We start from the raw sequence: 24,081 nt of genomic DNA, 5'->3' as shown, positions 1-24,081 counted from the left end.
GAGGAGAGTGAGCGGAATGAATTATGAAAGAGGCGGTGTTGTTTTCATTGGTTGTATCATCCTAGGTGTTGGCTTAGGACTATTATTTGACAAAACAGGTGCCGGTTCAATGATTGGTCTGGGCGTCGGTTTCATCGCTATGGGTTTTTTGCGGAGTAAAAAATAGGAGGGGTAGAGTTGACTTATGTGCCACCGAAACAAACGATTTCGACGTCAGCGTATGTTACAAATGAAAAGGGCGAGGTTTTACTCGTACGAACTCACTGGCGTTCAGATACATGGGAAATGCCAGGTGGCAATGTTGAAGTGGGAGAGCCATTAGATGAAGCTGTTTGTCGAGAGTTTTATGAAGAGACGGGTGTAACAATTCGCCCAATTGGTATTACTGGACTATATTTTAATCAAACGAAAGCTACATTGGGTGTAGTCTTTAAAGGGGAGTATGTGACTGGAGAGATCAAGATTCAACCTGAAGAGATTCTTGAAGCTCGTTACATAGCAATCAACGAAGAAAATATTGATCAATATATTACCCGTCTACAGCAAAGATCCCGAACTCTTGATGCAATGGAGGCAACAAGTTTTGTACCATATGAGACATGGGAATTGAAGCCAGATTATCAATTGAAGACAAGATTGGCTGGGAAGGAAAAGATATAAAATGACGAACGATTTTTACTGTGATGAAGTGTTAAGTGGGAATACACAAGTGGAGAAAGTCTATGAAACAGAGAATGTCTTAGCCTATTATCATACAAGGCCTTTTTATCAGGTCCATATTGTTGCGATTCCTAAAAAGCATATTCCTTCACTTACGAAGCTAGATGATGATGATTTATTAGTGGAGTTATTAAATATTGTAAAAAAGGTTGCGAGGAAACTGGAAATGGAGCATGGAGCTTGTCGCGTTATTACGAATCTTGGTGCTTATCAAGATTCGAAACACTTACACTGGCATATTGTATCAGGGGAAAAGATCCAAGCATAGCAGAGGAGGAGAAGGATGGCAGGCTACGATGCATTTGCAAAGACGTATGATGATATCATTCGTAAGGGTTCGCCTATCAATGAGCTAAGCTTTCAATTCATCTTAAAGCATATTGAGGAAATTAAGGGTCAAAAAATTTGTGATCTGGGATGTGGACAAGGAGAGTTGAGCTATCGATTGTTGCAAAATGGCGGGCATGTCACTGGTATTGATATTAGCCAAGAATTATTGGAAATCGCGCAACTTTATCCAAATGCGGATGCGATCGACTGGGTTGAGGATGATGCACAGGAGTTAAGGGAGATTCCAGAAAATGATTATGATTTAGTTGTGTCGAGTTTAATGCTGATGGATCTACCAGATTTTCAAAAAGCGTTCCGATCGGCTTATCGGATTCTAAAAACTCGAGGCAAGATGATTTGGGTCATTACACATCCATGCTTTCAGTCTCCCAATAGTGAAACTACAGAAAATGGCATAAGGGTTATAAAAAGTTATTCAGAACAATGGTGGAAATCAAATGGGGTAGGAACGATCCGAGGGACATTAGGTGCCTACCATCGTCCTTTAGAAAACTATATCAACTATTTTATCTCATCAGGATTTCGTTTGCTTTCTATCAAGGAATTAACGATTGCAAAAGAGGTTCCTTTAGAAGGGCTGCAACGATCACATTATGAGATTCCTCCTTTAATTGGAGTAATAGGGGAGAAGGAGTAAGAGTGGAAAATATTGCGGCTGATGCAGAATTAGGCTAATTAAGCATGTGGATCAGTAAATAATCTTGTCTTGGTAATTTTCGTTAACTTTTCTTGCTCATTGTCCCTATCCGTAAAATTTTGCTACAATATACATATAGAATACGGATAAAGACAGGAGTGTCAGCTTGCCGAAATTACGAAATATTCTTCTATTAGCAATTATTGTTTTAGGGTTTTGGCATTTTTATGGAGAAACCCTAAAAGTATCTGGTGTGCCAGGTGTCTTCGGGAAAATGCAAGCAGATTTTTATTCGATAAAGGAACATCCGAAAGTAAATAAAACAATTGAGTCCCTTCAGTCTCAGGTCCAAGATTTATTCAAATCGTCCTCACCAGAGGAACGACAGGAACCTGAACAGAAGTCGGTCGAAAAGCCAAAATTGGAAGAACCCCTGGAACAAACATTTTCCATTCATAATATTGAGATCGGACATGAACGGTCAGAAGTGGAAAAGCAAATTGGTTCCCCGCAACGTTTTACTAGAAATGAATATGGCGTTGATTGGGTGGCTTATCATCAACAGTATCAAAACTTTTTGATGGTGGCTTATGATGAGAATGATCGAGTAGCTGGGTTATATACAAATCAAGACTTAATTTCCTCATCTATCGGAGTACAATATGGAACGGCTAGGGAGACGGTTCTAGCTAAACAGCACGACCCATTAGAATATATTCGAAAAGGCTGGGTTTCCTATCAAATCAATGCAAATGATGAATATGACCTTTTCTTAATTGGAGACCAATATGCTACAATTTTTTATGATAAGCAAGAGGAGAATACAGTAACAGCTGTTCTGGTTCTGAATGAAAACCTTGAGGAGAAGAAAGAACAGATTTATGGCGAACCAAGTAATGAACTCAAAGAAGGATTTGAATATCAATTATTTGACTTAACCAATGCTGCAAGAGTGAAAAATGATCTTCCTATTCTTGATTGGGATGAAGAAGTGATGAAAACAGCACGCGGGCATAGTACAGATATGGCCGAAAACAGTTATTTTAATCACACGAATCTTGAAGGGGAATCACCATTTGACCGGATGACAGCAGATGATATTATATATCAAATGGCTGGAGAAAATATTGCAATGGGACAATTTAGCAGCATTTTCGCCCATGAAGGATTAATGAATTCACCTGGTCATCGAAAAAATATTCTGCAAAAGGATTTTAGAGCATTAGGAGTTGGAGTTGATTTTAATGAAGAGGGACAACCCTATTTTACTGAGAACTTTTTAACTCCATAGAATAGAGATAAGACCGCTTGTGGGTTTCATTTGCTTGCGGTCTTATTTAAAAGAGCAGCGTCTATGTGAGACCGATACAACACAGCCGTTTGCTCTTAGTAATCAATCCCATGTATACAGTGATCATAAGTCCATTGGATTATTCTTTCATCGTTATTTGTTTCGTAGAACTCTGTTAATAATTGATTCCAATTTTCCAGTTGTTCTTCGCTAATATTGACTATTCCGACTCCGCTCAACATCATGATTGTATTAGCGGATACAATGGCCGTACGTTTATTTCCATCCCAAAACAGCTGAGCTCTCATAGCATAATACATATATTTTAATGCTTTGTAGGTCCACGACGTTTCACTATGTAAGATGTTTTGGATTGTAGATACGACCTTAGATTCAATAGGAATGGCAGGAATATAGTCTACTCCATGTATTCCTACCTGACCCGTGCGCAAAACACCCCATTCAAGTGACTCATTATAAGAAATAAAACTGTTTATTTTACAAGCGATTGACAAATCAAACTTTTCGTCATTAGACAGTTTTAATACATATTGATAGGCATTTTTCAGATTGAGGATGACTTGTATGTCATCCATACTAATGCCACTTACACTCATACCTTCAACAATGGTCTTTGTTTGTGGAAACGTAGTGCTAACTTTTTCTAACCGTGAAGTGGAATGGATTAGAGCAACAATGCTTTTTTTTAATAAAAATCTTGATTCCCGATCGTTGAGATTGTACTTATCTTTATAAAACATTCATCCTGCTCCTTTCAATAAGATGCAATTATTAGCCAATTACCATCTTTTATCTATGCTCTTTACAATTATACCATTTCTTTGTCCATTATCTCTCCCTACCCATTATATATAATGAGACGAGCTAGAAAAAGGTTGTTTCAATCTTAACCTAATGAACGATATATTTATTTCTTTTTCCACGATTAAAAAATCTCTGTTATATTTTGTTCACTGTTATAATTGTTGTTATAATTTTCTCAAAAGAATTCATTATGGGTGAGTTTATGAAAAATAGATACGAGAACTTAAATAATGTAACGAATACGAAGTCGTTTAGAGATATGATGAAGTGGACAAAAGAACGACGCAGCAAGCAAAAGGATTTATCTGTAAATATTGAGCAATGTCCACATAAACAAGTTAAAAAAATCCAGAAAAATAGAGGCAGGACATCCTATACATGGATTGGCCATTCTACGTTTCTCATTCAGTTAAATGGACTGAATATTTTAACAGATCCTGTCTGGGCAAAACGGATGGGGTTACAAAAAAGATTGACAGAGCCAGGAATTCCCCTTGCGGATCTAGCTGAAATTGATGTAGTCGTGATTTCTCATGGACATTATGATCACTTGGATTTTCCTACACTGAAAAAGTTGAAAGGGGATCCACAATATATCGTACCTGTAGGGTTAAAATCAATATTTTTACGAAAGGGATACCGGCATGTTATGGAGATGAGCTGGTGGGAAAGTATAGAATGTAAAGGGCTTACGATTGATTTTGTCCCGGCCCAGCACTGGACTCGCAGAACGCTCACAGATATAAATACGTCCCATTGGGGTGGGTTTATTTTTCAAAGTGATGAGGAAACGATGTATTTTGTTGGAGATACAGGCTATTTCTCCGGCTTTAAAGAGATTGGAGAACGATTTAAGATTGATACCGTGTTTATGCCTATTGGGGCTTATGAGCCGGAGTGGTTTATGAAAGATTCCCATATTAATCCGGAAGATAGTGTTAAAGCATTTCTTGAGCTACAAGCAAAAACGTTTGTGCCGATGCACTATGGCGCGTATCGACTGGCGGATGACACCGGCCCAGAGGCATTGGAGCGCTTGTACCGGGAATGGGAAAAACGACAGTTGCCTGAGGAGAAATTACGGGTCTTATTCTTAGGTGAAACAGTTTATATAAAATAGCTTTATAGATTAATGGTATTAGCTTGCTGAGCAATAAAAGAAGGGAGAACAAGCGTGGCTGAAAATTATTTGTATCATGTCGTTACCGAAAAACCTATGAAGTCTGGACAAATCATAATTTTTGATTATAACCATCGCAATGGCGTTTATCATCGGGTTATGGCTTGTAAAAAAATATTAGATGGTGATAAGCCTATTGATAAAGATTCGGAATTTATAAATTCCAATTTGGAATACTGGACTGTTAGAACATACAGAGAATTAGCGTTGGAAAAGGTTAGGGAGGAAAACTATCCAAACTATCCTTCTAGAATGTCGTGTTTATATACCTCAAAAACTTTAGCGGATGCAGAAATGTGGGCTAACTCATTTATCAATAGTGGCAGAAAAGTTTATCAAATCGTTAAACTACGAACAAATGGCAGGGTGTTTGATGGTGACGCGTATAATGTCTTTGATGGAACTGATAGTGCTGAAGAAAATGAAAGAAATGCAGATTACTACTGGAGTAATAAACCTAATAAACTAGGTAAAGAGCTACTGGTTGAAACGTTAATAGATGGCAAGATAGAGGTTGTAGAAATAGTAAAGGAATTTTCTTTATCTTGAACACCCAAGGAAGATTTAGAGCAACTTTTCCTAAAAATCAATTGGCAGGTTAATTTTGTGATCTTCTAGAATAGTAATAGAGTAAGGACAAAGAAGGGTGGAGAGATAATGGAAATGCCAACACATATTGTTGCAGCCGGTGGAATTGTGGAAGATGATCAAGGGAATATTCTGCTTGTTAAAACACATCATGGTGGATGGGTGTATCCAGGTGGACAAGTGGAAGTGGGAGAAAATGTGATCGATGCGGTGACGAGGGAAGTAAAGGAAGAAAGTGGGATCGACATCATTGTTTCGCACTTAATGGGGGTTTATTCTAACACAGGTACACATAAATGGTATGACGGTATCACAGATGTCCCAACAAAGGTAATGTTCGATTTTATCTGCAAGCCAGTAGGAGGAGAATTAGCAACCTCAGAGGAAACTTCGGATAGTCGTTGGGTAGCGAAGGAGCATGTTTTAGATATGGTCGATGCACCAGCCATTCGAACTCGTTTCCAAGCCTACTTGGATTTTGATGGGACCGTTCAGTATATGGACTATGTCACGAAACCAGAGTTTGAATTGAAGGTGAAAAGGGATATTTAGAACAAAAGGGAGGGGAATGAATGATCCGATATCCGTTTTTGCAAAATAAAGCTGCGATTGGGGTAACAGCCCCTTCATCAGGGGTGCGAATGAAACTTCATCCCATTGTAAAACAGGCATGTCAACGTTTAGAGCAGAGGGGATTTACGGTGAAATGTGGTGAGACCGTTTGGACCCAACATAAGGCCAGATCAGCTTCGGCCGAAGAGCGGGCTGCAGAATTGAAGCAAATGTTGCAGGATGAGTCGATCGATTTACTTATACCACCTTGGGGTGGAGAATTATTAATAGAAATCTTAGAATATATCGATTTTGAACAACCTCCAAATAAATGGATTTTAGGTTATTCCGACATTAGCCTTTTATTATTGGCGATAACATTGACAAGTGGGATGGCCACTGCACATGGTACGAACTTACTGGATTTACGTGGAGAATATTCGGATGAGACAACAGCCATGTGGGAAAAGGTGTTAGCTACAAAGGCTGGAGAAAGTGTTGTGCAGTATTCCTCTTCGAAATATCAAAAGGAATGGCAGCATGATCGGCCCTCTCCCTGTGTTTACCATCTAACGGAGCAAACCATTTGGAAAACGATTTCCTACCCTCCTAACACTATGATCAAAGGTCGCTTATTAGGCGGATGTATCGATGTGATTCGACATTTAATTGGTACACCCTATGGAGATGTACAAAGATTTAGAGAACAGTTTCTTGCTGGTGATCCTCTAGTATGGTATCTCGAAAATTGCGAGTTATCAACGGTAGATTTAAGGAGATCGCTGATCCAAATGAAATTAGCCGGTTGGTTTGAGGGGAGTGCCGGTATTTTATTTGGACGAAGCTCCGCCAATCAAGCGGTGGAAAACTATACAGTAGAGGATGTTTATCAAGAACTCGCAAATGAGCTAGATATTCCCATTATTTATGATATTGATTGCGGTCATGTTCCTCCGCAAATAACATTTATAAATGGTGCTTATGCGGAAGTAAGGATAGAAAATGGGCAGGGAATGATTCAACAACACTTTTTACCCTAATTTATTTAAGCAAAGAGAGGAGGGAGGCAGTCATGAATAAAATTCCTAATTCATTAGAGAAAATCATCAAGGGCTATACATGTCACCAAGAAACCAGTGGTCATTCAGAAGCAAGTACCTTTTTATTAAAAAAGGAGAATCACTCACTTTACTTGAAAACACAGGCAGCTAATGCCATTGAACCATTACAAATTGAGCAAGAGAAGATGGAATGGCTGCAAGGAAAATTGGAAGTGCCAAAGCTACTCTATTATTGTCAGGATGAAAAGCGAGAATATTTATTAATGACAGAAATCAAAGGCAGCGATGCATCTGACTCCGCACATATAGCCAATCTTCCGCTCGTAATCAAGCGATTGGCTCATGGGTTAAGAGAGATACATAGTATTTGTGTAGAACATTGTCCTTTTCAACGTACCTTAGATGTGACGATAAAGGAAGCGCAAGTCAGAGTAGAAAAAAATCTCGTTGATACCGAAGATTTTGATGAAGAACGAAAAGGAAAAAATGCGGAGGAGCTTTTTCAAGAATTGCTTGAAAAACGCCCTAAAAAAGAGGATCTTGTCTTTACTCATGGAGATTATTGTCTGCCGAATATTATTCTTCAGAACAATGAAGTGAGTGGCTTTATTGACCTGGGAAGCGCAGGCATATCTGATCGTTATCAGGATATCGCTTTAGCTGTTCGAAGTATTGCTCGTAATTTTGGTGAGCAATACATCTCCCTCTTTTTGAAAGAATATGGCTTAGAGCAAGTAGATCAAGAAAAAATATATTTTTATCAGCTATTGGATGAGTTCTTTTAGATAACCCATATGTAAGGGGAATGAAGAAAAGTCCTTTTGCAATCTACTATTCCGAAATGGGGGAAGAAAGTTGAATGATACAAATGAGCCCTCATTCGTTATCTTTTCTACAGCGCATATTGCAGCTGTTATAGTCGGTTTTATAATCGTTTATATTCTATTTGTAACGAGAAAAAAATGGGATGGTTTTAAGACATTAGAGAAAATTTTTTCTTTATCCTTGTTGATCATGGAGTTACTTTACCAAATCTGGATGTGGAAAACAGAGCGGTGGGATATGAGTTATTCTCTGCCATTAGAATTATGTAGTATTAGCCTGATCATCGCAATTGTGCTTTTATGGACAGACAACAGACATTTATATAATTTCGTTTTCTATGCTGGAATGGGCGGTGCTCTTCAAGCGATCATAACACCAGATTTAGAACTTGGTTTCCCGCATTTTCGCTATTTTCATTTCTTTTATACTCATTTTGGTATTATTCTTACAGCTTGCTATTTTACTTGGATCAAAGGGTATCGCCCGACGTTCAAAGGGCTCCTAAAAACGATGCTGATCTTAAACCTGCTTTTACCGATTGTGTTAATTGTGAACCGATTATCCGGCGGGAACTATATGTTTCTAAGGGATAAACCTACTGGAGGTAGTCTTTTGGATTATTTGGGACCTTATCCATGGTATCTCTTAATGTTAGAGTTCGTAGCCTTTATAATCTTTTTATTACTTTGGCTGATGTTTCGCAAAGGAAATGAGAAGAAGTATTACCAGGTTAAGAGATAAAAAGTTAACTTTGTGGGAGTAAGTTGAATTGATTGAAGTAGGGGGAGAGTCTATGGTTACACCGTCACGTCCAAATCCAGAGACGGCGGCTCAACTTGTCATTGAAAAACATTTTCCGAATTGTCAAGCCGCACTATTGGCAGGAAGTGTAGTGCGGGGGGAGGGAACATCCACATCTGACCTAGATATTGTAATTTTTGATCAGGTACTTCCAGCCTCCTATCGCGAATCTTTTATCGATTTTGGTTGGTATATTGAATGTTTTGTTCATAATTTTTCTTCCTATAAAGAGTTTTTTGAGAGCGATCGAGCTCAAGCGAAACCTAGTATGCCCAAAATGGTATCAGAAGGGATTATCATAAGGGACGCAAATATTGTAAACATGGTTAAACAAGAAGCAAATGAATTATTGCAAAAAGGACCAGATAAATGGTCAAGTGAAGCGATCGATATGAAGAGATACTTTTTAACTGATGTGTTGGATGATTTTAAGGGGTGTTCTAAAAGAGGAGAAGCCATTTTTCTTGCCAATACACTTGCGGAATTATCGATAGAGTTCATCCTACGAATAAATCGGCAATGGATCGGCTCATCGAAATGGACGATTCGAGCATTGAAAAACTATGATGAGAAGCTTGCAAAAGATTTCATAGGGGCTCTTGAAGAGTTTTATCAGAAAAATGAAAAGGAAAAAATCATTCAGTTTGTAGAGGAAGCCATAGAACCTTATGGTGGCTTGTTATTTGATGGATTTTCTATGGGGAAGGATAAATGTTAAAACGAAAGTATGGTGACCGTGCTGGTTGGAAACGAATCCTCGCTCGAGAGTTCTGCAAATCAGCCGAGATAGAGGAGGAAGTGTAGAGCCTGATTATGGTTGCACAGGGGGTATTAGATGCTGTCAAGTGGTTAAATATTCTCAAATAAAGCGCTGATTTGAAGGGGGAAATTGCCGAATTAGCAGCTATAGAATCAACTGCTAATGATTATATTGATTGGACAAGTAGTGGATTTTTTGCAATTAGGTTCTTTTATGAACTATATCAAAATAAACGATCAAAAAAAGAAGCATTTGAGGTAGCTAGAGGTACGGATTCTGAAAGGATTCTGAAACGATGCTTTATGAATGGTTTGAGTGATTTTAATAGTGGATATTAAGAAATGTTTATTATTAATCAGTGGAGGAATACAGCTGTAGTTGATTGATCCAACCAATGTTTAACTTGTAACTCTCCACTGATTAAGTTGCTCCTGTTCGGCTAGTGATTCGTGAAATAAGTTTTACGTAGTTTTCCGATCTTCTACATCAAGCTTGGATCCATCATCAAAAGTAATTTCAATTTCGAATTTTTCATATTCATTGTCCAAATCGAATGCATCTAAAATTTGTTCAATTGTCTCTTGATCACTACTATCCTTCGTCAGAGTTAGTTTCTCTGCTTTTGAATAGATGCTATCAAATGCTTCTTTGCCATTTAGGAATTCATTGTTAATTTCATCTTCTACTTTAGCTTCAATTGGTTGATTTTTGTCTTGTTCAATTTCTGCTTCATATTCTTGATCATGACCATAAGAAACCTCGACTTCTATTTCAGAAAAATCCAGTTTGTCCATTTGTGTTTTCATTTCCTCTTGGTCATTTGAATTTCCAGTCTCTTCATTATCTTTCGAATCGTTTCCTGTTCCAGTTTCATTATTTGGACTTACGTCTTCTTGGGTGTTGTTTTGCGCTGAGTCGATGTCATTCGTATTCCCATTTCCACATGCAGCTAAGAAGCACATTAGGACAAAAGAAGAAAAAACAAGTAGGGTACGTTTCATCATTTATCCTCCTTATATTTGTATATACTTTTGGACGACACTTTTATTTGAGATCCTCAATATCTAATTTACTACCGTCTTTAAAAGACATTTCCAATTCAAATTTGCTATAATCCGAATCAAGGTCAAAACGGTCGAGTATTCCTTGGATTGTTTCTTCATCATCCATACTGGCATTTAGTTCAATATCTTTTAATTGTGTATGCAATGCCGCAAAAGCTTCCATCCCTTTGTAAATAACGTTTTTAACTGTATCTTTCATTTCGGCTTTATAATCCCCATTATCGCTTTTCAGTTTATATTCGTAATCGATTTCCTCGTTGGGACCATATTTTACTTCGAGTTCAAATTTAGTGAAATTAAGGTCTTGCATCATTTCAGCTGCATCTTGATCATTCTGTACCTGTCCTTCATGAGATTTATTTCCGCTATCTTCTATTTGAATCGTATCTGGTGTTTTTTCCCGATCTTGGTTATCGCTTGGTACAACTTGTTCTTTCGGATGATTGTCGACTGAGGGATCATTTGAACAAGCGGTTAGCCCCAATAATAAGCCAGCTCCTATTACAGATATAGACCATCTGTTCATTTTCTTAAACCTCCTATGCTAATTTATCTCAAATAACCAGGCAGTAATCCCTCCGTAAGGCTTGGGAAACTGCTCAAAGAGCCTGATTTGTATCAAATAACAATTAATGAGGATGAAGTTCTTACACTAATTGAAGTTTCATTTATAAGTTTTACCGATATAGGTGAAATTAAACATTTTAAGGCTAGATAGGATAAAATAGTTTTAAAAAAGGTTTGCCTTATTTCCTTTTATTTGTTATAATTATTTCTTGTGTAAGAGGCAATGATTGACATAATTATGTTCATGTGATATTATTTATAACGAAATTGAATACTTGTTGATGGAAGAAGGAGCTGCCCGCTTCTCGCCTGATCGACGCTATATGTTGTTGGCAGGTTATAGATCTGAAATTTATCATTCATTAAATATCTTTTTGAATGTAAAGCGGGTGCCTTGTGCCCGCTTTTTTTATTGTTCATTTTTTACAGTGATAGCTTAATGATGAGTAAAGCGTCCGCGCTTATCTTTTTCCAAACAGATGTATTCCGAAAATATCTTGGAGGTGGCTAACTATTAGCAAAGATATGTTGTTAAATGAAGGCATTCGTGCCCGTGAACTTCGTCTAATTGATCATCAGGGTAATCAACTTGGAGTCAAATCCCGTAATGAAGCATTGGAAATGGCTACTCGTGTAAATCTTGATCTTGTTCTTGTTGCCCCAAATGCTAAACCACCAGTAGCCAGAATCATGGACTATGGAAAATTCCGCTTTGAGCAACAAAAAAAGGAAAAAGAAGCACGTAAAAATCAAAAAGTGATCAATGTGAAGGAAGTTCGATTAAGTCCAACCATTGAAGACCATGATTTCAATACGAAGCTTCGGAACGGACGTAAGTTCCTGGAAAAAGGGGACAAAGTAAAAGCTTCGATCCGCTTTAGAGGACGTGCCATTACACATAAGGAAATTGGTCAACGTGTATTGAATAAATTTGCTGATGAGTGCAGTGATTTAGCAACCGTTGAATCGAAACCGAAGATGGATGGTCGTAGTATGTTCTTGGTGTTGGCACCAAAAACCGAAAAGTAAAGTTTTGAGGAGGAAAAACCCTATGCCAAAAATGAAAACTCACCGTGGCGCAGCAAAGCGTTTTAAGAAAACAGGTAGTGGTAAACTGAAACGTTCCCATGCTTATACAAGCCATATGTTCGCTCATAAATCTCAAAAACAAAAACGTAAACTACGTAAATCTACCATTGTCTCAAAAGGTGATTTTAAAAGAATTCGTCACTTACTTGACAATCTGAAATAAACCGGAACCAATAGGAGGGAATCAATATGCCACGTGTTAAAGGCGGTACAGTTACGCGCAGACGTCGCAAGAAAGTTTTAAAATTAGCAAAAGGTTATTATGGTTCAAAACATAGACTATTTAAAGTAGCAAATCAACAAGTAATGAAATCTTATATGTACGCTTATCGTGATCGTCGTAATAAAAAGCGTGATTTCCGTAAGCTTTGGATCACTCGTATTAACGCGGCTGCTCGTATGAACGGTCTTTCTTATAGCCGTTTAATGCATGGCTTGAAATTGGCTGGCATCGAAGTAAACCGAAAAATGCTTGCTGACTTAGCTGTATCTGACGAAAATGCATTTGCGGAACTAGCAAACAAAGCAAAAGCCGCTTTATAATTAGAAAAGCGGAAGCGCCCGTATAGCGACGTACAAACTTTTTAAGCTTCTGACGAGATAAAGGAAACACAGCGAAGCATGAGCTGATGTTGACTTATCATAGGAGGAGGCTGAAAGTTTGCTAGTCGCTGGGCGCTGCAGCTGGACAAAGAAAAGCGGAAGCGCCCGTATAGCGACGTACATTCGCTAGTAACTGGAACTAGAAAAACAAGAGAAACATGTAAGACTTTTATAGCCATTCTCCATCATTTGCGGAGAATGGCTTTTGATTTAGAAGGTGGAGGAATATGTTTAAATTAATCGTGGGAATATATATTATCGTCATAAATTTATGGGGATTTTTTATTATGAAGCTTGATAAAAGAAGGGCACAAAAAAGAGAATGGCGTGTTAGTGAAAAAAACTTATGGTTAATCGCTATTATAGGCGGGGCTTTGGGGACAACGCTCGGCATGTGGTCCTTCCGTCATAAAACCAAGCATTTTGTTTTTAAATATGGTTTTCCGATATTAGCTATCCTCGACTGCATTCTTTTTTATTTGATGCTTGACCGCCTGTCATAACGAATTTTTCTCTCCCATAGACTATTAGTAAGAAGGCGGGGGATCAAATTGAATGAACAATTAGTGATCATGCTGACATTTGTGCAAGGAACAGGTACATTAGCTCCTATCATCTTCATTTTTTTCCATGTGATTCGTCAATTTATTTTTATACCCGTTATCATGGTGTGTATGGTAGGTGGAATATTATTTGGAAGTGTATTAGGAACGGTTTTTTCTATGACCGGTTTACTTATTTTATCGGCCTTATTTTATTTCTGTATTCGAAAAATGCCCAGTACCTATGAAAAACTGTTGAAGATTAAAAATAAATGGTTTGGTCGCTATGCTAAGATGACGGTGGGACAAATCGCGATACTCCGATTGATTCCCTTTTTTCATTATCATTTATTAAATCTTTGTCTGTTAGAGAGAAGGCCCGACTTTAAAGGTTTTATGAGAGGAGCCTTTGCAACAAATCTTCCATTGGCTTTTTTTTACACTGTATTTGGTGAGTTTATCACTCATTTTACGCCAACGATTAGTGTCATTATTTTATTGGCTTTGCTCGCATTGGTGTATATTTTACGAGAAAAAATGTCAACTGTTGCTTGGAATGAATTTTTTTCGAAACAACAAAAGACAAAAAATGTTTGCTCGTAAGAGAAACATGGACGAAGAGGGAAGGGTCTACGGAAAAAATCGTAAATTGATTTTTTCCGTAGACCCTTAAGGAATTAGCTATGTGCATGGAGGTTATTGTTTGTTTTTCTCCATAAGCTCTTTAATCGGACTTTTCCAATCGATTGTGCTATCTGGGTAACGTAGTTCTATTTCATGTTCGATAAATCGAAAGTCTTCATACGATAGCCCTTGTAGCAAGTCGGTGTTTCGCGGCCAGACGAATATAGAAACTACTTCGAAGGAACGATCGGTAGTACCGAGATATTTTTCACCTTCAAACATGACACCTTTCAATGTAATGAGGAAATTTTTTCTAGTATTGTCAGGTACGTCATAGAAAAAGTACTTTTTTTGTTCATGTGCGGTTTCAAGTTTACGTTTAGGATCTAATATAAATTTAATGATTTTATAAATCAGGTAGATAATAAGGGCGAAAATCACGATCCTTAGCAGAATAAACATGACGCAACCTCCAATCGGTTAATCTAATATGGCTATACGAATGAGTATTTAAAAAGTTTCATTATTTGTTATAATTTTTTTAGGAGGGATTCTACAATGAAAATGAAAGAATGGTTTGAAATGCAACGACAATTAGATCAATACATTGAAGAGGAGCATGGTTTACAAGATCGGTCTTTATTTGATGAAAAGATCTTAGCCTTACTAGTGGAAATAGGCGAGTTAGCAAATGAAACAAGATGTTTTAAATTTTGGAGTAAAAAACCAGCTTCAGATAGTGAAGTGATTTTGGAGGAATATGTAGATGGCATCCATTTTATTCTTTCCTTAGGGTTAGAATTAGGCTTTGCTGAAAACTCCTTTTCCGTTGTCTCTTCTGAAGGGAATGAAGATTTAGTAACAAGCTTTTTAAAGGTTTACAATCAAGTTGGTGAGCTAAGACAATCACGTTCACTCGATGATTTTGAAGAATTATTACGTCAATATTTTATTTTAGGACAATCTCTTGGATTTACAATTGATGATACCCAGCAAGCTTATAAAGAGAAAAATGAGGTGAATTATAAACGCCAGGAAGAGGGGTATTAGTAGCTGATGTTCAAAAAGTCCGGTAAAAATGACACTGTGAATTTCTTCGTTGGCTTGTTTCTCCGTTGCTCATGTATTTTAAAAGCATACATTCCGCTGCTCGAAACTACGCCGCCTTGAACTTTCGACGTACAGGATGTACTAGTGTCGGCGTTGCTGACAGGACGTCAGCGCTTTTAGCCGATCTGGTCCTTTTTATCCTCCTTTTTGAACACTCATTAGTAGCATTCCAACTTTCTTTTTTATTATAATGTAAATAGTTTCAAATTTGTGAAGGAGGGATCAATTTGACAAAGTTAGATGAGACGTTGACGATGTTAAAGGACTTAACGGATGCTAAGGGAATCCCAGGGAATGAAAAAGAGCCAAGAGAAGTGATGAAGCAATACATAACTCCTTATGCAGATGAAGTGGAGTCCGATGGATTAGGCAGTTTAATCGCAAAAAAATCGGGAGCGGAGAATGGGCCGAAAATTATGATATCTGGCCATTTAGATGAAGTTGGTTTTATGATTACACAAATCGATGAAAAAGGATTTCTGCGTTTTCAAACTGTAGGTGGCTGGTGGTCACAAGTCATGCTTGCGCAGCGTGTGACAATTGTTACCTCAAAAGGTGATATTACTGGAGTCATCGGGTCAAAGCCACCTCATATATTACCAGCAGAAGCACGGAAAAAACCAGTTGATATTAAAGATATGTTTATTGATATTGGTGCTTCTAATAAAGAGGAAGCAGTCGAATGGGGCGTCCGGCCAGGTGATATGGTGGTTCCATACTTTGAGTTTACTGTGATGAATAATGAAAAAATGCTTCTTGCTAAGGCTTGGGATAATCGAATTGGCTGTGCGATTGCGATCGATGTACTAAAAAATCTCCAGGATGTGGACCATCAAAATATCGTCTATGGGGTAGGAACTGTTCAAGAAGAAGTAGGGTTACGCGGTGCTAAAACAGCGGCCAATAAAATTCAGCCAGATATCGCGATTGCGGTTGATGTTGGGATTGCTGGAGATACACCGGGAATCTCGGAAAAAGAAGCACAATCAAAGATGGGAGATGGACCGCAAATTATTCTTTATGATGCTTCAATGGTTTCCCATAAAGGTCTTCGTGAATTGATTACAGGTGTAGCAGATGAATTAAATATTCCTTATCAATTTGATGCGATTCCAGGTGGTGGAACAGATGCTGGTTCGATTCATCTAGCTGCAGAAGGGGCTCCTTCCATAGCGATGACGATTGCTACTCGGTATATCCATTCCCACGCGGGTATTCTTCACCGCGATGATTTTGAAAATGCTGTGAAGCTGATTACAGAAGTGATCAAGCGTTTGGATCGAGATACGGTTGATAAAATTACGTATGAATAAGAAAAACCCGCACTAGCGGGTTTTTTTCTCGTGGCTTAGGAAATTATAAAATTGTGGCTTGTGGATAAGTTGTAATTTTGGGTTTCTCGTCTAGCTCCAGCGCCCAGCGACTAGCAAACTTTCAGCTTCTTCCTACGATAAGTCAACATCGGCTCATTCTTCGCCGTGTATCCTTTATCTCGTCAGAAGCTTAAAAAGTTTGTACGTCTCTAAACAGGCGCTTGCGCTTTTGTTCTTGTTAAGGAAACTATAAAATTGTCGCTTGTGGATAACTGTTTGCGTTGCGGTTTGACATCCAGCTCCAGCGCCTAGCCCCTCGAGGTCAAATAACCCTGAACCTATGAAGGGAAAAAGCCCCTTCCTAGGTTCAGGAACATTTGCTTGTCGGGGCTGATCAAGGCGCTTGCGCTTTTGTTCACATAAAGTTAAGGATTAGTTTTGATCGTAAATCCATGCTCTTTTGACCATTCGGCATAATAAATTTCCTTGCAATTACTAAAGCCCTCTTTTTTTAAGTGCTCCATTAACCACTTTTTATCTTTTTTAATGGAAGTAAGGGTTTTTTCTTTTATTTTTCCTTCGTCAATTAGTAAATGGGATAAGGTAGCTTTACTTGGATGAAGATTTAACATTTTTGCTGTTACAGGAGATTGGTCTTCATTTGTCATGACACTTAATTGACCATTTGTCTCTAAGATCGCATATTTCAATTCTTTTATGGAAAACACTCCTTGCTGACGGAGCATAGTCCTGAGTTGTTCAGATTCTAATTTATTTTTTCTAAGTGCTTTAACATTTAGTTCGCCATCATTCACGATAATAGAGGGTTCTCCTTTGATGATTGGTTTTAGCTTATCAAATTTTCGGACAATCATTTCAATAATGAAAATAAGGATAGCCCATAAGATAATCGTGTAAAGGACTTCCCAGACGCTGACCTTTTTATCATAAACAGATTCCTCTAGGAAGCCACCAATGACTAATAAATAAACAAAATCAAATGGAGTGAATTGAGACAATTCTTTTTTTCCTAAAAGACGAATGATCAGCAATAAGATCACTAATCCACAAATAACCTTTAATGTGATACTTGTATCCATAACGGTTCCTCCTGTGTTGAAGACCTATTTAAAAAGGAATTACCCGTTTTAGTTGGTTTTCAATCAGGTGAGAGGACCTGTTTTTTGACAAATGAAAAACCTGAACCCTATTAAGAGAATTTCACCCCCTAGGATCCAGGTCAACATCCGTTTGATCGATGTTATTTTAACCCTTGTTCTAATGTTTCAAGCATCATATTCTGCTCTTGAGTATCGGCATTTTCCCAAATAACTTCAAATAGTACTCCTAGCCCTGGCAACATTTTCTCTTCTCCACGTTGAATCGCATCGACAATTGTGTCTTTTAATTGAGCTTGATCATTATTTGAAACATTATGAAGAACTGCTTTACGTAAGTTTAAATCCATGGTTATAGCTCCTTTTATTAGATATTGATGTTTAGTTTTTCTCAAATGAGCTGTAATATGTATAATGAACAAAGAAACCTTGGAAAGGCTTGAAAGCGATGGAATATATACAGTCGACAAAAAATGAAAAAGTAAAGTTGTGGAAAAAATTACTTTTGAAGAAATTTCGCGATCAAACAGGGACTTATTTGATTGAAGGTGAACATTTAGTTCAGGAAGCATCCAAAACCAATGAGATTGTTGAAGTGATTATTCAAGAGGGGAAAGAATTTGCCCATGAATGGAAAACGGATGATCAAAAAATTCCGGTTGTTTTAATTTCAAAAGAAGTAAGTGAACAAATTTCCGATACAAAGGCCCCTCAAGGGATATTTGCTGTATGCAAAAAAAGAATTACAAAAGCTGACTTTACTAAACATTCCCGTTTCCTTTTAATGGATGGTGTGCAAGATCCTGGAAATATTGGCACGATCATCCGGACGGCAGATGCAGTGGGTGTAGATGTGGTGATTCTCGGAGAGGGTACTGGAGATCTTTATAATCCGAAAGTGATTCGTTCGACACAGGGTAGTCATTTCCATCTTACAATTGAGTCCGGAAATTTGCTGGAGTGGTTAAAGCAGGTACAGCAAAACGAAGTTCCGGTTTATGGCACAGCATTAGAAAAAGCAGTGAACTTTCAAACAGTAGCACCAACAGAATCTTTTGCTCTTGTTGTTGGAAATGAAGGAGCAGGTGTTTCAAAAGAAATTCTGGAAAAAACGGATAAAAATTTATATATTCCAATTTATGGCCACAGTGAATCGCTCAATGTTTCCATTGCTACTGGCATTTTGTTATACCATTTAAGAAAATAGGTTTGAATTCATAAAGGGAAACAGCTATAATGTGATTATCTAAATAAGCGAAAGACGTCGACGGAGAAAAGTAATTTGGCGGAAGCAAGCAGGAAGAAAATGCCTTGACTGAAAGCATTTTTTGCTAAAACCAAATGAAGTTCACCTCCCGAGTCGGTATCAGGACCGTTTTATAACGTTTAAAAAGTTGCCATTTCTTTTTGAACAACATTACGTAAAGATACATCGGCATTGCCGTTATCAGAATGAAGTGAACATGCTTAGCATGTTTATAAGGGTGGTACCGCGACGACAAACCTCGTCCCTTTTTTAGGGATGAGGTTTTTTTATTGTTTTAGCTGCAGGCGCCATCGGTGTTGCGACGTACAGATTGTACCCGAAGCGGCAGGATGTGAACTTTGCCGATGTTCTGCTTAATAACCTGGGAAAATGAAAGGCAAATAACGACTTTCTTTGTCCTAGAACAATTACATGTTAGCGGGAGCCTTGCGCTTTTCTTATTGCTTAGGAAACTATAAAAATGTCGCTTGTGGATAACTGTTTACATTGCGGTTGGTGTCTAGCTCCAGGCGCCATCGGCTCGAGGTCAAATAACCTGAGCCAATGAAAGGCAAAGAACGCCTTTCATTGTCTCAGAACATTTGCTTGTCGCCGATAGGCGGGCGCCTTACGCTTTTCTTGTTTTAGAAAAAATCAAAGGAGGATTTGCAAAGTGAGAGAAAGGTTACAAGAACTGAAAGCTGAAGCACTAGAAAAAATTAAAAGTTCATCCAATTTAAAAGAACTTAATGACCTTCGTGTATCGTATCTTGGAAAAAAGGGCCCAATTACAGAGGTTTTACGCGGAATGGGTAAATTATCGGCTGAAGAGCGGCCGAAAATTGGCGCTTTAGCGAACACGATTAGAGAAAATATATCAGAAGTGATTACAGAAAAACGAAATGACTTAGAAAAGGCTACCGTACAAAAAAAGTTGGAAGCTGAAACAATTGATGTCACATTGCCTGGGAGACCTGCCAAAACCGGTAGCCGCCATCCATTAACCAAAATCATTGAGGAAATTGAGGATTTGTTTATCGGCATGGGGTATCAAGTAGCAGAAGGTCCAGAAGTGGAAAAAGATTATTATAATTTTGAGGCACTTAATTTACCAAAGGGGCATCCGGCTCGAGATATGCAGGATACTTTCTATATCACAGAAGAAGTACTGATGCGGACACAGACATCACCAGTTCAAGCACGTACGATGGAAAAACACAATGGAAAAGGACCAATCAAAATTATTTGCCCTGGTAAAGTGTATCGGCGAGATAATGATGATGCAACCCATTCCCATCAGTTTACCCAAATCGAAGGGCTTGTTGTAAATGAGAATATCACAATGGCGGATTTAAAGGGAACACTAGATGTTTTTGCTAAGAAAATGTTTGGTGCAGATCGTGAAATACGTCTTCGGCCTAGCTTCTTTCCTTTCACAGAACCATCAGTAGAAATGGATATTTCCTGCAAAATCTGTGGGGGCTCTGGCTGCCGAATTTGTAAACAAACGGGTTGGATTGAAATATTAGGGGCCGGAATGGTTCATCCGAATGTTCTTCGAATGTCTGGCTTTGATCCGGAAAAATATACCGGCTTCGCCTTTGGAATGGGTCCTGAACGGATTGCGATGCTGAAATATGGCATTGATGATATTCGGCATTTCTATACAAATGATGTTCGTTTCTTACAACAATTTTCGGTGCAAGAATAAGGGTAGGAGGATAAAAACATGCTAGTTTCTTATAAATGGCTGCAGGAATATGTCGATCTTGCAGGAGTATCCGCAACTGAATTAGCGGAAAAAATTACGAGAAGTGGAATTGAAGTAGATGGTGTGGAACAAAAAAGTGCAGGCGTAAAAAATGTTGTTGTTGGCCATGTACTTGAATGCGAAAAACATCCAGAAGCGGATAAATTAAATAAATGCACAGTAGATGTAGGTGAAGAGGAACCCGTTCAAATTATTTGTGGAGCTCCTAATGTTGCAAAAGGTCAGAAAGTAGCTGTTGCGAAGGTGGGGGCTGTTCTTCCAGGTAATTTTAAAATTAAAAAAGCGAAATTGCGAGGCGAAGTGTCAAATGGCATGATCTGTTCTCTGCAAGAATTAGGGATAGAAGGAAAGTTAGTTTCTAAGGATTTTGCAGAGGGAATCTTTGTATTTTCTGATGAGGTAGAAGTCGGAGCAGATGCCTTAGCACTACTGAACTTAGATGATAAGGTGTTAGAACTTGATCTTACTCCGAATCGTGCAGATGCGCTTAGTATGCTAGGGGTCGCCTATGAAACAGCCGCCATCCTTGCTCGGGAAATTGCATTACCAGAAACAGAGGTAGAGCACTCCTCAGAAAAGGCAGAAGATTATATTTCGGTTAAGGTTGAGGCAAGCGAGGGAAACCCCCTATATACAGCCAAGGTGATTCGTAATGTGAAAATCGGCCCTTCTCCATTATGGATGCAAACACGTCTTATGTCTGCGGGCATTCGTCCCCATAATAATGTTGTCGATATTACCAATTATATTTTATTAGAATATGGTCAGCCGCTCCATGCTTTTGATTATGATAAATTGGGTTCGAAAGAGGTCGTTGTTAGATTCGCTCAAGAAGGAGAAAAATTAGTGACACTTGATGGTGTGGAACGAACGCTTACAAGTGAGCAGATGGTGATTACGAATGGATCTGTTCCTATTGCTTTAGCAGGAGTCATGGGTGGGGAGGACTCAGAAGTAAGTAATGAAACGACGACTGTTTTGCTTGAATCAGCTTATTTTACCGGCGCACCGGTTCGAGCAACTTCTAAACATCATGGCCTAAGAAGTGAAGCTAGTACCCGATATGAAAAAGGTGTGGATCCTACTCGCGTTCGTCCAGCAGCGGAAAGAGCTGCTAAGTTAATGGCAGAACTTGCAGGAGGAGACGTGTTAGAAGGACGAATGGAAGATGATCATTTAACGATTAAACCTGTCACGCTTGCGATCACATTGGAAAAAATAAATCGCGTCCTAGGAACGGAGATTACCGAGTCTGAGGTCATATCAATTTTCAAGAGATTGCAGTTTGCGGCTTCAGTCGAAAATGGTATTTTTACGGTGACTGCACCACCTCGACGTGGTGATATTTCGATTGAAGAAGATTTAATTGAAGAAGTGGCCCGTCTTTATGGCTATGATCTCTTACCAAAGACTTTGCCGAAAGGCGCTGCTACTTCTGGTGGATTAACGAAAGGACAGGAAAAACGCCGATCAGCCAGGGATTTCCTTGAGGGGGCGGGGCTTTATCAAACAATCACCTATTCTTTAACTTCTGAAGAAAAATCCGCTCAGTTTGCGCTTGAAACACGAAAGCCTGTGAAACTCGCGATGCCAATGAGTGAAGAGCATAGTTGTTTACGAATGAGTATTATTCCGCAATTAGTAGATTCTCTCTCCTACAATATTGCTCGGCAACGGGAAACAGTTGCTTTTTATGAAATAGGATCGATTTTTCTAGATAATGGTCAGAATGAACAACCTGATGAACAGGAGCATATTGCAGGTGCATTAACTGGTTTATGGGTAGAAAATGCTTGGCAAGGTGAAAAGAAACCAGTTGATTTTTATGTAGCGAAAGGAATTTTAGAAGGTCTTTTTGAGAGAATGGGTCTAGCGGGCAAGGTGGAATGGCGTGCAGCGAAAATAGATGGAATGCATCCGGGAAGAACCGCGGAAATGCTCCTTGGCGGTAAAGTGATCGGTTTCGTTGGGGAACTACATCCAACAATGGAAAACGCATGGGATCTAAAAGACACGTATGTATTTGAAATTAAAGCTGAACCGATCTTCCACTATGAATTACCGGAATTAAAATATGTAACAATCCCTAAATTCCCGTCGATTTCAAGAGATATTGCGCTTGTTGTCGATACGCCTGTGACAGCTGGAACATTGGAGAAAATCATCCATGAAGCAGGTGGAAAACTCCTGAAATCGATCAAAGTGTTTGATCTATATGAAGGAGAGCATATGAGTAAAGGGAAAAAATCAATTGCTTTCTCATTAACTTATGCGGATCCTGAAAGAACTTTAACAGATGAAGAAGTAGTGAAAGCACATGAAAAAGTATTAAGAGCAGTAAAAGATAAAGTGGGAGCAGAACTTAGAGGGTAGAATCTCACTGCAATAAAAAAGGTAGAAACGACTCGGCTATCGAGTGATTTCTACCTTTTTTTGCATCTAGACTTTCGCAATTTTTCTCGCTTTATTTGTGTTGGCAAAGTGCATTTTCGTAAACTCATTAAGCGCCTCTAAACCATGGGATTTGATCAAACAAGCGGCATCCTGGTCTACTTTAGGACCCGCTCCTTTTGTCAGCTTAAAACCCGCTTTTTGACTTAATTGATCCATGGCCTTTAAGAAAGCGTAACGTGCTAAAATGGAGGCAGCCGCAACGGAAAGATGAATACTTTCTGCTTTCGTACTAAAATAAACATTCTCACGACAAATCTCTGCTACCCCCTGTAGATGGCGATAGTAGATCGGAGCTTCGGCAAATTGATCGATCAGAATCGCATCTGGTTTTTCAGGTTCTATTTTTTTTAGTACAGAATTCAAGGCTTTATTATGTAATCTAGCTGTGATCTTCCCTTGTGTCATACCGGAAGACTGAAGTTGATTATATTTTTCATTTGGTAATGTTAAAAGACTATAGGGCAAGAACGTTAATAAATCCTTGGCAATCCTGACAATTTCTGTATCTGTAAGATTTTTGGAATCTTGCACACCTAATTCTTTGACCATAGAGATTTGCTCTTCTTTCACATACGCTGCCACAACAGTCATGGGTCCAAAAAAGTCACCTTTTCCAACCTCATCAGAGCCAATCACAGATAAAGAAGAAATATTGGCTGGCAGAGGATTACCGGATGATTTCTTTTTAGACGGAACTGTTTTCTTTTTTGGAAGTGCCCCTCCCCATTGCTTGGCTTCTGTTTCATTCTCGGCTCCTTGGAACATGACTTTTCCAGAGCGGTAGGCGGTAATGGTACAACCTTGCTTTTTAGCAGAAAAGACACTGCCAGGCGGATTGTTTGCTTTTAAATATTGATTGTAATAATTCTTCATCTTTTCCATTTCAGATGGGGTTACCTGAATTACTGTATTCGCCAACCGATCACTTCCTAATTTTAGAATATCGACAAGAAATATATGGTAAGTTCTAATTTAGTTTAACACAAAGA

At 38.5% G+C, this 24,081-nt stretch carries 29 protein-coding genes and 2 other annotated features; of the genes, 22 read left to right on the top strand and 7 right to left on the bottom strand.

The annotated features are described in order from the left end of the window. Positions 1-16 precede the first annotated feature (16 nt). From IPU53_RS04420 to IPU53_RS04400, 5 genes are all read left to right on the top strand, one after another. Positions 17-166: a hypothetical protein gene (locus IPU53_RS04420; RefSeq protein ID WP_207448235.1), complete on the top strand. Its 150-nt coding sequence runs from the start codon at positions 17-19 to the stop codon at positions 164-166. A gap of 11 nt (positions 167-177) precedes the next feature. After that, entirely contained in the window at positions 178-660 is a 483-nt protein-coding gene (locus IPU53_RS04415; protein ID WP_207448233.1) for an NUDIX hydrolase, read from the top strand. A 1-nt stretch (position 661) separates the two neighbouring features. Next, positions 662-988 carry an HIT domain-containing protein gene (locus IPU53_RS04410; protein WP_207448231.1) on the top strand — a complete coding sequence of 109 codons (327 nt, stop codon included), beginning with the start codon at positions 662-664 and terminating at the stop codon, positions 986-988. Positions 989-1,003: 15 nt separating this feature from the next. Next, positions 1,004-1,708 (top strand): class I SAM-dependent methyltransferase, encoded by a 705-nt coding sequence (locus IPU53_RS04405; protein WP_207448229.1) that lies wholly within the window; start codon positions 1,004-1,006, stop codon positions 1,706-1,708. A 166-nt stretch (positions 1,709-1,874) separates the two neighbouring features. Further along, positions 1,875-2,999, top strand: a complete 1,125-nt coding sequence (locus IPU53_RS04400; RefSeq protein ID WP_207448227.1) for a CAP domain-containing protein — start codon at positions 1,875-1,877, stop codon at positions 2,997-2,999. Positions 3,000-3,094: 95 nt separating this feature from the next. On the opposite strand, the gene IPU53_RS04395 is transcribed toward IPU53_RS04400, so the two are convergent. Then, positions 3,095-3,760, bottom strand: a complete 666-nt coding sequence (locus IPU53_RS04395) for a Fic family protein (RefSeq protein ID WP_207448225.1) — start codon at positions 3,758-3,760, stop codon at positions 3,095-3,097. 266 nt (positions 3,761-4,026) lie between these two features. Between IPU53_RS04395 and IPU53_RS04390 the strand changes: the two genes are divergently transcribed. The 7 genes from IPU53_RS04390 (at position 4,027) to IPU53_RS04360 (ending at position 9,549) form a co-directional block, all read left to right on the top strand. After that, positions 4,027-4,944 carry an MBL fold metallo-hydrolase gene (locus IPU53_RS04390; RefSeq protein WP_207448223.1) on the top strand — a complete coding sequence of 306 codons (918 nt, stop codon included), beginning with the start codon at positions 4,027-4,029 and terminating at the stop codon, positions 4,942-4,944. 54 nt (positions 4,945-4,998) lie between these two features. Further along, entirely contained in the window at positions 4,999-5,553 is a 555-nt protein-coding gene (locus IPU53_RS04385; RefSeq protein WP_207448221.1) for a DUF2441 domain-containing protein, read from the top strand. A gap of 108 nt (positions 5,554-5,661) precedes the next feature. Then, complete coding sequence (locus tag IPU53_RS04380; RefSeq protein ID WP_207448219.1) at positions 5,662-6,144, top strand: NUDIX hydrolase; 483 nt, start codon at positions 5,662-5,664, stop codon at positions 6,142-6,144. A gap of 20 nt (positions 6,145-6,164) precedes the next feature. Then, the gene (locus IPU53_RS04375; RefSeq protein ID WP_207448217.1) at positions 6,165-7,184 is read left to right on the top strand and encodes a S66 family peptidase; all 1,020 of its coding nucleotides are present in this window, start codon (positions 6,165-6,167) and stop codon (positions 7,182-7,184) included. 32 nt (positions 7,185-7,216) lie between these two features. Continuing rightward, on the top strand, positions 7,217-7,990 hold the full coding sequence (locus IPU53_RS04370) for an APH(3') family aminoglycoside O-phosphotransferase (RefSeq protein WP_207448215.1): 774 nt from the start codon (positions 7,217-7,219) through the stop codon (positions 7,988-7,990). A 70-nt stretch (positions 7,991-8,060) separates the two neighbouring features. Then, entirely contained in the window at positions 8,061-8,771 is a 711-nt protein-coding gene (locus IPU53_RS04365; RefSeq protein WP_207448213.1) for a YwaF family protein, read from the top strand. 52 nt (positions 8,772-8,823) lie between these two features. Then, complete coding sequence (locus tag IPU53_RS04360; RefSeq protein ID WP_207448211.1) at positions 8,824-9,549, top strand: nucleotidyltransferase domain-containing protein; 726 nt, start codon at positions 8,824-8,826, stop codon at positions 9,547-9,549. 503 nt (positions 9,550-10,052) lie between these two features. Here IPU53_RS04360 and IPU53_RS04355 read toward each other — a convergent pair. Both IPU53_RS04355 and IPU53_RS04350 read right to left on the bottom strand, forming a co-directional pair. Continuing rightward, entirely contained in the window at positions 10,053-10,595 is a 543-nt protein-coding gene (locus tag IPU53_RS04355) for a YusW family protein (RefSeq protein ID WP_207448209.1), read from the bottom strand. Positions 10,596-10,635: 40 nt separating this feature from the next. Beyond that, positions 10,636-11,181: a YusW family protein gene (locus IPU53_RS04350; RefSeq protein WP_207448207.1), complete on the bottom strand. Its 546-nt coding sequence runs from the start codon at positions 11,179-11,181 to the stop codon at positions 10,636-10,638. Positions 11,182-11,501: 320 nt separating this feature from the next. After that, positions 11,502-11,640, top strand: a sequence feature (ribosomal protein L20 leader region). Between the two features lie 107 nt (positions 11,641-11,747). On the opposite strand from IPU53_RS04350, the gene infC reads away from it, so the two are divergent. From infC to IPU53_RS04325, 5 genes are all read left to right on the top strand, one after another. Continuing rightward, positions 11,748-12,251 carry a translation initiation factor IF-3 gene (gene infC, locus IPU53_RS04345; protein WP_207448205.1) on the top strand — a complete coding sequence of 168 codons (504 nt, stop codon included), beginning with the start codon at positions 11,748-11,750 and terminating at the stop codon, positions 12,249-12,251. 22 nt (positions 12,252-12,273) lie between these two features. Then, positions 12,274-12,474 carry a 50S ribosomal protein L35 gene (gene rpmI, locus IPU53_RS04340; protein WP_207448203.1) on the top strand — a complete coding sequence of 67 codons (201 nt, stop codon included), beginning with the start codon at positions 12,274-12,276 and terminating at the stop codon, positions 12,472-12,474. A 26-nt stretch (positions 12,475-12,500) separates the two neighbouring features. Further along, entirely contained in the window at positions 12,501-12,854 is a 354-nt protein-coding gene (gene rplT / locus IPU53_RS04335) for a 50S ribosomal protein L20 (protein ID WP_057985116.1), read from the top strand. A 287-nt stretch (positions 12,855-13,141) separates the two neighbouring features. Next, positions 13,142-13,417, top strand: a complete 276-nt coding sequence (locus IPU53_RS04330; protein ID WP_207448201.1) for a DUF1294 domain-containing protein — start codon at positions 13,142-13,144, stop codon at positions 13,415-13,417. Positions 13,418-13,465: 48 nt separating this feature from the next. Continuing rightward, positions 13,466-14,059: a TVP38/TMEM64 family protein gene (locus IPU53_RS04325; protein WP_207448199.1), complete on the top strand. Its 594-nt coding sequence runs from the start codon at positions 13,466-13,468 to the stop codon at positions 14,057-14,059. 93 nt (positions 14,060-14,152) lie between these two features. On the opposite strand, the gene IPU53_RS04320 is transcribed toward IPU53_RS04325, so the two are convergent. Further along, complete coding sequence (locus tag IPU53_RS04320) at positions 14,153-14,542, bottom strand: sigma-w pathway protein ysdB (RefSeq protein ID WP_207448197.1); 390 nt, start codon at positions 14,540-14,542, stop codon at positions 14,153-14,155. 96 nt (positions 14,543-14,638) lie between these two features. On the opposite strand from IPU53_RS04320, the gene IPU53_RS04315 reads away from it, so the two are divergent. Then, positions 14,639-15,130 (top strand): dUTP diphosphatase, encoded by a 492-nt coding sequence (locus IPU53_RS04315; RefSeq protein WP_207448195.1) that lies wholly within the window; start codon positions 14,639-14,641, stop codon positions 15,128-15,130. 287 nt (positions 15,131-15,417) lie between these two features. After that, on the top strand, positions 15,418-16,503 hold the full coding sequence (locus IPU53_RS04310) for a M42 family metallopeptidase (protein WP_207448193.1): 1,086 nt from the start codon (positions 15,418-15,420) through the stop codon (positions 16,501-16,503). Between the two features lie 425 nt (positions 16,504-16,928). On the opposite strand, the gene IPU53_RS04305 is transcribed toward IPU53_RS04310, so the two are convergent. Next, on the bottom strand, positions 16,929-17,603 hold the full coding sequence (locus IPU53_RS04305) for a DUF421 domain-containing protein (RefSeq protein ID WP_207448191.1): 675 nt from the start codon (positions 17,601-17,603) through the stop codon (positions 16,929-16,931). A 161-nt stretch (positions 17,604-17,764) separates the two neighbouring features. After that, on the bottom strand, positions 17,765-17,971 hold the full coding sequence (sspI, locus tag IPU53_RS04300; RefSeq protein ID WP_207448189.1) for a small acid-soluble spore protein SspI: 207 nt from the start codon (positions 17,969-17,971) through the stop codon (positions 17,765-17,767). A 98-nt stretch (positions 17,972-18,069) separates the two neighbouring features. Here sspI and IPU53_RS04295 point away from each other — a divergent pair, with 98 nt between their 5' ends. The 3 genes from IPU53_RS04295 (at position 18,070) to pheT (ending at position 23,011) form a co-directional block, all read left to right on the top strand. Beyond that, on the top strand, positions 18,070-18,828 hold the full coding sequence (locus IPU53_RS04295; RefSeq protein ID WP_207448187.1) for a TrmH family RNA methyltransferase: 759 nt from the start codon (positions 18,070-18,072) through the stop codon (positions 18,826-18,828). Positions 18,829-18,876: 48 nt separating this feature from the next. Then, positions 18,877-19,137, top strand: a binding site (T-box leader). A 403-nt stretch (positions 19,138-19,540) separates the two neighbouring features. Next, the gene (gene pheS, locus IPU53_RS04290) at positions 19,541-20,578 is read left to right on the top strand and encodes a phenylalanine--tRNA ligase subunit alpha (protein ID WP_207448185.1); all 1,038 of its coding nucleotides are present in this window, start codon (positions 19,541-19,543) and stop codon (positions 20,576-20,578) included. 18 nt (positions 20,579-20,596) lie between these two features. Further along, a complete protein-coding gene (pheT, locus tag IPU53_RS04285) occupies positions 20,597-23,011 on the top strand; it encodes a phenylalanine--tRNA ligase subunit beta (RefSeq protein WP_207448183.1) in 2,415 nt (804 codons plus the stop codon). A gap of 66 nt (positions 23,012-23,077) precedes the next feature. Here pheT and rnhC read toward each other — a convergent pair whose 3' ends face one another. Then, complete coding sequence (gene rnhC / locus IPU53_RS04280; protein ID WP_207448181.1) at positions 23,078-24,010, bottom strand: ribonuclease HIII; 933 nt, start codon at positions 24,008-24,010, stop codon at positions 23,078-23,080. Positions 24,011-24,081 lie beyond the last annotated feature (71 nt).

This window comes from Bacillus sp. SD088 (assembly GCF_017355205.1).
Lineage (GTDB): Bacteria > Bacillota > Bacilli > Bacillales > Bacillaceae_C > Lederbergia.
The sequence above is the reverse complement of the archived record's forward strand: the minus strand, read 5'-3'. Positions and strand labels throughout refer to the sequence as shown.

Excerpts from the sequence above, each read along its gene's own strand:
- rplT (WP_057985116.1), top strand. The coding sequence starts at position 12,501 with ATGCCACGTGTTAAAGGCGGTACAGTTACGCGCAGACGTCGCAAGAAA.
- infC (WP_207448205.1), top strand. The coding sequence starts at position 11,748 with ATGTTGTTAAATGAAGGCATTCGTGCCCGTGAACTTCGTCTAATTGAT.
- IPU53_RS04330 (WP_207448201.1), top strand. The coding sequence starts at position 13,142 with ATGTTTAAATTAATCGTGGGAATATATATTATCGTCATAAATTTATGG.
- pheT (WP_207448183.1), top strand. The coding sequence starts at position 20,597 with ATGCTAGTTTCTTATAAATGGCTGCAGGAATATGTCGATCTTGCAGGA.
- IPU53_RS04350 (WP_207448207.1), bottom strand. The coding sequence starts at position 11,181 with ATGAACAGATGGTCTATATCTGTAATAGGAGCTGGCTTATTATTGGGG.
- IPU53_RS04405 (WP_207448229.1), top strand. The coding sequence starts at position 1,004 with ATGGCAGGCTACGATGCATTTGCAAAGACGTATGATGATATCATTCGT.
- IPU53_RS04410 (WP_207448231.1), top strand. The coding sequence starts at position 662 with ATGACGAACGATTTTTACTGTGATGAAGTGTTAAGTGGGAATACACAA.
- IPU53_RS04320 (WP_207448197.1), bottom strand. The coding sequence starts at position 14,542 with ATGTTTATTCTGCTAAGGATCGTGATTTTCGCCCTTATTATCTACCTG.
- IPU53_RS04360 (WP_207448211.1), top strand. The coding sequence starts at position 8,824 with ATGGTTACACCGTCACGTCCAAATCCAGAGACGGCGGCTCAACTTGTC.
- IPU53_RS04295 (WP_207448187.1), top strand. The coding sequence starts at position 18,070 with ATGGAATATATACAGTCGACAAAAAATGAAAAAGTAAAGTTGTGGAAA.
- IPU53_RS04370 (WP_207448215.1), top strand. The coding sequence starts at position 7,217 with ATGAATAAAATTCCTAATTCATTAGAGAAAATCATCAAGGGCTATACA.
- IPU53_RS04375 (WP_207448217.1), top strand. The coding sequence starts at position 6,165 with ATGATCCGATATCCGTTTTTGCAAAATAAAGCTGCGATTGGGGTAACA.
- IPU53_RS04420 (WP_207448235.1), top strand. The coding sequence starts at position 17 with ATGAATTATGAAAGAGGCGGTGTTGTTTTCATTGGTTGTATCATCCTA.
- IPU53_RS04315 (WP_207448195.1), top strand. The coding sequence starts at position 14,639 with ATGAAAATGAAAGAATGGTTTGAAATGCAACGACAATTAGATCAATAC.
- IPU53_RS04395 (WP_207448225.1), bottom strand. The coding sequence starts at position 3,760 with ATGTTTTATAAAGATAAGTACAATCTCAACGATCGGGAATCAAGATTT.
- rpmI (WP_207448203.1), top strand. The coding sequence starts at position 12,274 with ATGCCAAAAATGAAAACTCACCGTGGCGCAGCAAAGCGTTTTAAGAAA.
- IPU53_RS04305 (WP_207448191.1), bottom strand. The coding sequence starts at position 17,603 with ATGGATACAAGTATCACATTAAAGGTTATTTGTGGATTAGTGATCTTA.
- sspI (WP_207448189.1), bottom strand. The coding sequence starts at position 17,971 with ATGGATTTAAACTTACGTAAAGCAGTTCTTCATAATGTTTCAAATAAT.
- IPU53_RS04355 (WP_207448209.1), bottom strand. The coding sequence starts at position 10,595 with ATGATGAAACGTACCCTACTTGTTTTTTCTTCTTTTGTCCTAATGTGC.
- IPU53_RS04390 (WP_207448223.1), top strand. The coding sequence starts at position 4,027 with ATGAAAAATAGATACGAGAACTTAAATAATGTAACGAATACGAAGTCG.
- IPU53_RS04380 (WP_207448219.1), top strand. The coding sequence starts at position 5,662 with ATGGAAATGCCAACACATATTGTTGCAGCCGGTGGAATTGTGGAAGAT.